This window comes from Actinoallomurus acaciae, assembly GCF_042429965.1.
Taxonomy (GTDB): Bacteria; Actinomycetota; Actinomycetes; order Streptosporangiales; family Streptosporangiaceae; genus Actinoallomurus; species Actinoallomurus acaciae.
Window position 1 is genome coordinate 16,842 of sequence record NZ_JBHLZP010000255.1, and the last position, 8,619, is coordinate 25,460.

7 protein-coding genes and 2 pseudogenes are annotated in these 8,619 nt (G+C 70.9%); 6 read left to right on the top strand and 3 right to left on the bottom strand.

Annotation, left to right across the window (positions count from 1 at the left end):
- Positions 1 to 412: 412 nt before the first annotated feature.
- The 5 genes and pseudogenes from ACFFNX_RS28710 (at position 413) to leuA (ending at position 5,845) form a co-directional block, all read left to right on the top strand.
- Positions 413 to 1,027, top strand: coding sequence for a zinc-ribbon domain-containing protein (locus tag ACFFNX_RS28710; protein WP_378208762.1), 615 nt, complete (start codon positions 413 to 415; stop codon positions 1,025 to 1,027).
- Between the two features lie 39 nt (positions 1,028 to 1,066).
- Positions 1,067 to 1,825 (top strand): dimethylargininase, encoded by a 759-nt coding sequence (ddaH, locus tag ACFFNX_RS28715; RefSeq protein WP_378208764.1) that lies wholly within the window; start codon positions 1,067 to 1,069, stop codon positions 1,823 to 1,825.
- A gap of 207 nt (positions 1,826 to 2,032) precedes the next feature.
- Positions 2,033 to 2,632: pseudogene (locus ACFFNX_RS28720) on the top strand (MFS transporter); the annotation flags it as partial.
- A gap of 660 nt (positions 2,633 to 3,292) precedes the next feature.
- Positions 3,293 to 3,934, top strand: a pseudogene (locus tag ACFFNX_RS28725) (MFS transporter); the annotation flags it as partial.
- A 207-nt stretch (positions 3,935 to 4,141) separates the two neighbouring features.
- Positions 4,142 to 5,845: a 2-isopropylmalate synthase gene (leuA, locus tag ACFFNX_RS28730; protein WP_378208791.1), complete on the top strand. Its 1,704-nt coding sequence runs from the start codon at positions 4,142 to 4,144 to the stop codon at positions 5,843 to 5,845.
- 86 nt (positions 5,846 to 5,931) lie between these two features.
- On the opposite strand, the gene ACFFNX_RS28735 is transcribed toward leuA, so the two are convergent.
- From ACFFNX_RS28735 to ACFFNX_RS28745, 3 genes are all read right to left on the bottom strand, one after another.
- The gene (locus ACFFNX_RS28735) at positions 5,932 to 6,186 is read right to left on the bottom strand and encodes a protealysin inhibitor emfourin (RefSeq protein WP_378208766.1); all 255 of its coding nucleotides are present in this window, start codon (positions 6,184 to 6,186) and stop codon (positions 5,932 to 5,934) included.
- Entirely contained in the window at positions 6,183 to 7,220 is a 1,038-nt protein-coding gene (locus tag ACFFNX_RS28740) for a M4 family metallopeptidase (RefSeq protein ID WP_378208768.1), read from the bottom strand. Before ACFFNX_RS28740 ends, ACFFNX_RS28735 begins: the two co-directional genes overlap by 4 nt.
- Positions 7,221 to 7,326: 106 nt before the next feature.
- The gene (locus tag ACFFNX_RS28745; protein ID WP_378208770.1) at positions 7,327 to 7,701 is read right to left on the bottom strand and encodes a hypothetical protein; all 375 of its coding nucleotides are present in this window, start codon (positions 7,699 to 7,701) and stop codon (positions 7,327 to 7,329) included.
- Between the two features lie 125 nt (positions 7,702 to 7,826).
- Here ACFFNX_RS28745 and recO point away from each other — a divergent pair.
- Positions 7,827 to 8,619 (top strand): DNA repair protein RecO (recO, locus tag ACFFNX_RS28750; protein ID WP_378208772.1); only part of this gene is annotated, 793 nt, incomplete at its 3' end.

Consider the following 8,619-nt stretch of genomic DNA (forward strand, 5'->3'; position numbering starts at 1 on the left):
CCGGGCGGGGAGTGTCCCGGGCGGGGAGTGTCCCGGGCGGGGAGTGTCCCGGGCGGGGAGTGTCCCGGGCGGCGGGACTTCGACGCACTCTCTCCCTAGCGCGGCCGGAACCCGGTTGCGGCGGGCGGCCCTGCGGCGGGCCGTGCGGCGGGCCGTGCGGCGGGGGATAGCCTTGCTGCTGGGGTGCTCCTCACGGCCATCGCCGGCGCGCGGGTCGTACGGTCGGCTCATGCGTTGCGCCGTGGGAGTCCCGCGCCTGGACGGACCTTGGTCGATCACGATGGGGCCGGGGACCCGTTCCGGCCGCCTATCCTTCGGGAGGGCGGAATCGGCGAACGGTTCCGGCCCGGTGGACGGATACGGCAGGATCGATACCAGTGGGCGCCTTGCCTGAAAGAGAAGGAGACCCTCCGTGTTGCTGATCTTCGGGCTCTCGGTGTTCTTCCGGACCGTCGGCCAGGGCGACTTTCATTGCCCCAACTGCGGAGGCGACCGGCACTACCGCCAGCGGATCGCCCGCCGCTGGTTCACGCTCTTCTTCGTCCCGGTCATCCCGCTGAACCGCGTCGGTGAGGTCGTCGAGTGCGGTACCTGCCGCGGCCGCTTCAACCTCGACGTGCTGCGCATGCCCACCGCGCAGCAGATGGCGGCGGCCCTGCCGATGGCGATGCGGGCCGCGGTGGGCGCGGTACTGGTGGCGGGCGACCCGGCCGACTCGGCCGCGCGGGCCCGTGCCATCGAGGCCGTTCGCGAGTACGGCATGGCCGACTTCGACGACGCGACGCTGGCCGCCGACCTGGAGGAGGCGCCGGACGGCACCGACGAGGTGATCGCCCAGGCGGGCGCCCAGCTCACCACCGAGGCGCGCGAATGGTTCCTCGCCCAGGTCGTACGCGTCGCGCTCGCCGACGGCGCGATCGGTGCCGGTGAGCGCCAGGCCCTGCACACGGTCGCGGGGCGGCTCGGCATGACGCCCGCGCACGCCGTCGGCGTGATCAGCACGACGGAGGGGGCGGCGCGCGAGTGAGTGCCACGACGCCGCGCCCGTACGCGCGAGGAGGCACCCATGGGTGAGCGGACCGCGCTGGTACGCCGCCCGAGCCCCCGCCTCGGAGACGGCATCGTCACGCACATCGAGCGCACGCCGGTCGACGCGGAGCTCGCCGCGCGCCAGCACGAGGCGTACGTCGCGGCGCTGGAGTCCGCGGGCTGGCGGGTGCGCTGGCTGCCGCCGGCCGACGACCTGCCCGACGGGGTGTTCGTCGAGGACACGGTGGTGGTCTGCGACGACCTGGCCGTACTCGGCCGGCCCCGGGTGCCCGAGCGCGTGCCGGAGATCCCCTCCATGGAGGGGACGGTCGCCGAACTGGGCCTGGAGATCACCCGGATCGACGAGGGCTTTCTCGACGGCGGCGACGTGCTGCAGGTCGGCAACACCGTCTACGCCGGGCGCTCGGCCCGTACGAACGAGGACGCGATCTGCCAGCTGACCCGGCAGGTGGCCACCCGCGGGCGCCGCCTGGTGCCGGTCGCGCTGCACGACTGCCTGCACCTGAAGACCGCGATGACGGCGCTGCCGGACGGATCGCTCATCGGCGTCCCCGAACTGGTCGACACCTCGGCCCTGCCGTACCTTCGCGTGGCCCAGGAGCCGGCCGGCGCGCACGTCGTCGTGCTGGGGGAGAAGCAGGTGCTGGTCGGCGCCTCAGCCCCGCGTACGGCCGACCAGCTCGCCGCCGAGGGCTACGACGTGGCGGTCGTCGACATCGGCGAATTCGAGAAGCTCGAAGGCTGCGTCACCTGCCTGAGCGTCCTGGTGCCCTGAAAATCCCGGTGCGCGGAGCGGCGCGCCTGAGTTATCGTGCCTGCCATGTCGAGCCCAGAGGCATCCAGGGTGGGGGCTTTCGGTCACCCGTCAGCCCCCTGAACCCCTGAGTTCCCGAACGGTCCCGCCCCGCCGCGGGCGGGTACGGCCGGGCTGACCGCGGTGACGAGACGTCTTCCTTGATCTCTCCTCACCTCGGAGTCCTCGATGCCTCTGGCTCTGTATCTTCTCGCCGTGGCGGTCTTCGCCATGGGCACGTCGGAATTCATGCTCGCCGGTCTGCTGCCCGACATCGCCGTGGACCTCGGCGTTCCGGTCGCCACGACAGGGCTGCTCACGTCGGCCTTCGCGATCGGTATGGTCGTCGGCGCCCCGCTCATGGCCGGGCTCGCGCGCCGCTGGCCGCGGCGGTCCGGCCTGCTGGGCCTGCTCGGTCTCTTCCAGGCCGCCCACGTCCTCGGCGCCCTCACCGGCGACTTCACGGTGCTCCTCGCCGCCCGGGTGATCGCGGCGCTCGCCAACGCCGGCTTCCTGGCGGTCGCACTCACCACGGCGGCCGAACTGGTCCCCTCCGGCCGGAAGGGCCGGGCCCTGGCCGTCCTGCTGGCCGGCACCACGGTAGCCACCATCGCCGGGGTCCCCGCCGGCGCCCTGGTGGGGACGCTGGTCGGCTGGCGTGCCTCCTTCTGGGCGATCACGCTGCTGTGCCTGCCCGCCGCCCTCGGCATCGCGCGCGGCGTCCCGGCGAGCCCCGAACGACGGGATGGCCCAGCGGGAAGGGACGCGGTGGCGGGAACCGACGGGCCGGCGGAAACGGACGGGGTGGGTGGTACGGGCGGGCTGTTGGAAGGGGATGTGACGGCCAGTACGGACGTGGCTGGTACGGATGGGCTGGTGGCAAGTGATGTGGCGAGGGGAACGGGCGGGTCGGCCGGTACGGGCGGGTTGACCAGTGCGGACGGCGTGGGTGGTACGGACGGGCTGGTGGAAGGGGATGTGGCGGGAGGAACGGGCGGGTCGGCCAGTGCGGACAGGGTGGCTGGTACGGACGGGTTGGTGGAAAGGGATGTAGCGGCCAGTACGGACGTGGCTGGTATGGACGGGCTGGTGGCAAGGGACGTGGTGGCCGGTACGGACGGGTCAGCCCGTGCCAGTACGGACGGGGCGGCTGGTACGGATGGGCTGGTGGAACGGAATGTGGTGGGGGGAACGGGCAGGGCGGCCGGTACGGACGGGCTGGTGGTGGAAAGGGATGTGGCGGCGCTAACGGACGGGGCGGCCGGTACATACGGGGCGGCCGGTACATACGGGGCCGCCGGTACCGGCGGGGTCACCACGGACGGGGTGGTTGGGCCCGACGGGGTGGCCGGTACGGGCGGGGCGACCGGGCCCGACGCGGCGGCCGGGCCGGACAGGCTGGCCGGGCCGGACGGGGTGGTTGGGCCGGACGGGGTGGGCGGGGGTGTGGGGCCGGGCCTTCGCCGGGAGTTCGTCGAGTTGCGGCGCCTGCGGCTGGTCCTCGCGCTGCTGCTGGGTGCGCTGGTCAACGCCGCGACGTTCGCCACCTTCACCTTTCTCGCCCCGATCGTCACCGAGGTCGCCGGGCTGGGGCCGCTGTGGGTTCCCGTCGTGCTGGTGCTGTTCGGCCTGGGGTCCTTCGTCGGCGTCACCGTCGCCGGGCGGTTGTCCGACCGGCGGCCCGTCGTGGTCGTCGTGGTCGGCGGGCTGCTGCTGCTCGGCGGCTGGGTCACCCTCGCCCTCACCGCGCCGCACCCCGTCGCCCTGCTGATCCTCGCCTTCACCCAGGGCGCACTTTCCTTCGGCCTCGGGAGCACGCTGATCGCGCGCGTGCTGTACGAGGCCGCAGGAGCGCCGACCATGGCGGGCTCCTACGCCACCGCCGCGCTCAACGCCGGGGCCACCGTCGGCCCCGTGATCGCCGCCGCCACGCTGCACCTCTCGCCGGCCGGGCGGGGGCCCGTCTGGGTCAGCGGTGCCCTCGTCGCGGTCGTGCTCCTGCTCGCGCTGCCGTTCCGCCGGGCCCTCGGGCACGGCGAGGACCACGGTGAGGACCACGGTAAGGACGAGGAGAGCAGGACCGCGGCGTGAACACCAAAGGCGGGCCGGAGCCACATCCGTCTCAACTGATGGGACCGGATTGTGATGACGCGGGCGTCGTCTGTTAGCTTGGTCGGCGTGCTGCGTGAGCTGCTCCTCCTTAGCGGCCGCGACGGGGGCCTGTAACAGGCCGGCTCCCTCGTCGCGGGGCTTCGGCGTGATCGTCGGCCGCAGGCACTTCTCCCGGGAGCAACACGCATTATGAATCAGCAAAAGCCCAGTTCCATGCCTGTCGGGCGGTACACGCCCTTCCCCACGGTCGATCTGCCGGACCGCACCTGGCCGGGCAAGACGATCGCCAAGGCGCCGCGCTGGCTGTCCACCGACCTGCGCGACGGCAACCAGGCGCTGATCGACCCCATGAGCTCCGCGCGCAAGCTGGCCATGTTCGACCTGCTCGTGCGCATGGGCTACAAGGAGATCGAGGTCGGGTTCCCGGCGGCCAGCCAGACCGACTTCGACTTCGTCCGCCGGCTCGTCCAAGAGGACCGCATCCCGGACGACGTACAGATCTCCGTCCTCACCCAGGCACGTGAGGAGCTGATCGAGCGCACCGTCCAGTCGCTGGCCGGGGCGCCGCGTGCGACCGTCCACCTGTACAACGCGACCGCGCCGCTGTTCCGCCGCGTGGTGTTCGGCATCGACCGGGCCGAGTGCAAGGCCCTCGCCGTGGAGGGCACCCGGCACGTCATGAAGTTCGCCGAGCAGTACCTCGGCGACTGCGACTTCGGCTACCAGTACAGCCCGGAGATCTTCATCGACACCGAGCTGGACTTCGCGCTGGAGGTCTGCGAGGCGGTCATGGACGTCTGGCAGCCCGAGCCCGGCCGGGAGATCGTGCTCAACCTGCCGTCGACGATCGAGCGCTCCACTCCCAACGTCTACGCCGACCAGATCGAGTGGATGAGCCGCAACCTGTCCCGGCGGGAGCACATCGCCCTCTCGGTGCACCCGCACAACGACCGGGGCACCGCCGTCGCGTCGGCCGAGCTCGCGATGATGGCCGGCGCCGACCGGGTCGAGGGCTGCCTGTTCGGCAACGGCGAGCGCACCGGCAACGTCTGCCTCGTCACGCTGGGCATGAACCTCTTCTCCCAGGGCGTCGACCCGGAGATCGACTTCTCCGACATCGACGGCATCCGCCGTACCGTGGAGTACTGCAACCAGATCCCGGTGCACGAGCGCCACCCGTACGCCGGCGACCTGGTCTACACGTCCTTCTCCGGCTCGCACCAGGACGCGATCAAGAAGGGCTTCGACGCCCTGGAGCGCGACGCCGCGCAGGCGGGCGTGCCGGTCGGCGAATACCGCTGGGCGCTGCCGTACCTGCCGATCGACCCCAAGGACGTCGGCCGCTCGTACGAGGCCGTGATCCGGGTGAACAGCCAGTCCGGCAAGGGCGGCGTCGCGTACATCATGAAGACCGAGCACTCCCTCGAACTGCCGCGCAAGCTGCAGATCGAGTTCTCCCGCGTCGTGCAGGAGCACACCGACGGCGAGGGCGGCGAGGTCACGCCCGAGCAGATGTGGTCGATCTTCGAAGCCGAGTTCCTGACGAACGGGCCGAAGGTCGGGCTCCTCGCGCACCGCGCGGTGTCGCGGATCGACGAGAAGGACGTGCTCAACGTCGACGTCCGCGTCGACGGGGAGATCCGTGAGGTCGAGGGCATCGGCAACGGCCCGATCTCGGCGTTCGTGAACGCCCTGGCCACGATCGGCATCCAGGCCCGGGTGCTGGACTACGCCGAGCACGCGCTGTCGGAGGGCAGCGACGCGAGGGCCGCGGCGTACGTCGAGTGCCAGGTCGGCGAGCGGGTGCTGTGGGGGATCGGCATCGACGCCAACACCGTCACCGCCTCGCTGAAGGCCGTGCTGTCGGCGGTCAACCGCGCGACGCGCTGACTCTGAACGCCTGAGCCGCCGTGAGCGGCCTCCACCACGGGGGCGGTTCGCGGCGGCTCTGTTCCGAGTGCCGTGCGCAGAGGGGATCAGTCGCCGTGGCTCATGACGTGGTCCACGAGCTCGCGCAGGGGACCGTGGAGGTCGGCCTCGCCGACCTGGGCGGAGCGGTCGCCTATCTGGATGTCATAGACGTACCGGTCGGGCTGGGGGCGGTGCTGGGGGACCTCGTCCAGGGAGACATTGTCGATCAGTCCGGCCACCGCCGGGTGGTCCGCCGAGTCGACCTCGGCACGGCGGACCAGTCCGGCGAACCCGCCGCTGCGGGTGACGGCCACTCTCACTCGGCCTTCACACCCACCGTCGCCCAGGCTTCGCGGACCGCGTCGCTCTCGGTACTGTTCACACCGAACAGCTTGCCCGCGGTCGCATACGTCATGCTGGCAAATGTCGCGAAGTCGGCCGTTGTAGGCACCTTTTTACTGGTGAGGGTGTCGTACCAGACCCGTCCCGCCTTTTCCCACGCGTGGCCGCCGATGGTGGTCGCGGCCAGGTAGAACGCGCGGTTGGGGATGCCGGAGTTGATGTGCACCCCGCCGTTGTCGCTGTCGGTGTCGACGTAGTGCGCCATGTCGGCGGGCTGCGGGTCCTTGCCGAGGGTCGGGTCGTCGTACGCCGTGCCGGGCTCCTTCATCGAGCGCAGCGCGACGCCGTGCACCCCGGAGGTGAACATGCCCTGGCCGATGAGCCAGTCGGCCTGGTCGGCGGTCTGGCCGAGGTGGTACTGCTTGACGAGCGAGCCGAACACGTCGGACAGCGACTCGTTGAGCGCGCCGCTCTGGCCTTCGTACTGCAAACCGCCGGAGTACTGCGTGACACCGTGCGTCAACTCGTGCCCGGTCACGTCGAGCGGCCCGGTGAAGGTCGCGAAGATCTGCTGGTCGCCGTCGCCGTACACCATCTGGGAGCCGTCCCAGAAGGCGTTGTCGTAGTCGTTGCCGTAGTGGACCGAGGCGACCAGCGGCAGGCCGGCACCGTCGATGGAGTTGCGGTCGTACGCGGCGTTGTAGAAGTCGAACGTGACGCCGAGCCAGTCGTAGATCTGGTCGGCCGCCTGATCGCCCGTCGCCTTGCCACCCTCGGACCGTACGGTCGGACCGGGCAGCGTCTCCTTGTGCCCGGCGTCGTGGATCGTGCGGTTCGCCGCGACCGGCGCGGTGGCCTTGGGCGCCTGGGCGATCAGCTGCGCGGCGATACGCGTGTCGCGTTGCGTGTGGTCGAGCGTGAGGGTCCGCTGGACGAGCTCGCGTATCTGCTCGTCACCGTGCTGTTCCGCGAGATGGCGGAGGACATGTGGTGGGACGATCGTGCATCTCATGAATGCACATTTGCACGATGAATGTGATCCACACCACTGTCCACCCGGCCGCATGTGGTCACTGTTTGTTAATTATCAACTACAAAGAGTCTGTGGCTGAAGATTGTCACCAGTCGCCGTTGTAGTCGCTGTAGTCGTCCACGACCTCGACCACGTCGACGTGTTCTTCGACCACGACCTCGTCGTTGTCGAACATCTCATTGACGATCATGCCGCCGACGAACCCGGCCGCGCCCGCCGCGACCACCGAGCCGGCGCCGTAGCCACGTCGCTGCGGAGGATAGTCCTGCGGGTAGCCCGGCTGTGGGTACCCCTGCTGCGCGTAACCCGGCTGCGGGTAGCCGTTCTGGCCCTGCAGGTGGTCGATCCAGCGCTGTGCGCACCCGGGGCAGGCGAGGACGGGACGCGGCGCTCCCCACTGCGGCGACCACGTGATCTGCTGGCTGCCCGGGCCGTGCGAGGCGTCGAAGAAACAGGTCACGTTCTCTCCCCTGAGATATACCGATTGGAACCCGAAGGATTGGACGATCACGTGCTCCGCGGCGTTCCCGCGTTCGTCACGTCCTTCGCGTCCAGGCGGGACGCCGGGTGCGGGACAATGGGCGGGTGAGTCTTTATCGTGACGAGGGCGTCGTGCTCCGCACCCAGAAGCTGGGTGAGGCCGACCGCATCGTGACGATCCTCACCCGGCGCACCGGCCGCGTCCGCGCCGCCGCCAAGGGCGTGCGCAAGACCAAGTCGCGGTTCGGCGCGCGGCTGGAGCCCTTCACGCACGTCGACCTGCAGCTGTACGAACGCCGCTCGCTCGACCTCGTCACGCAGGCCGAGACGCTGCGGCCGTACGGTGAGCGCCTCGCCGTCGACTACCCGCGCTACACCGCGGGCACCGCGATGCTGGAGACCGCCGAGAAGCTCACCCCGGTCGAGAAGGAACCGGCGCTGCGGCAGTTCCTTCTGGTCGTCGGCGGTCTGCGCACGCTCGTGGAGGGCGGGCACGACCCGCGCCTGGTGCTCGACGCGTTCTTCCTGCGCTCCCTCGCCATCGCGGGGTACGCCCCGGCGCTGGAGGAGTGCGCGCGCTGCGGCGAGCGTACGGGCCGGGCGTTCGCGATCGCCGCGGGCGGCATGGTGTGCGGGTCCTGCCGGCCACCGGGGTCGGCGAGCCCGGCGGAGTCGACGGTCGGCCTGATGATCGCGCTGCTCCGCGGCGACTGGGAGCGCGCCGACGCGAGCGAGTCCCGCCACCGGGTAGAGTGCAGCGGCCTCGTCGCCGCCTACCTGCAGTGGCACCTGGAACACGGCATCCGCTCCCTCCGCCACGTAGAGCGCGAGGCGCCGAGCGAACGGAGTGCCCGGCTGAGGGACGAAGCCGGGCGCGGAGTGAGTGAGAAGCCGAGTG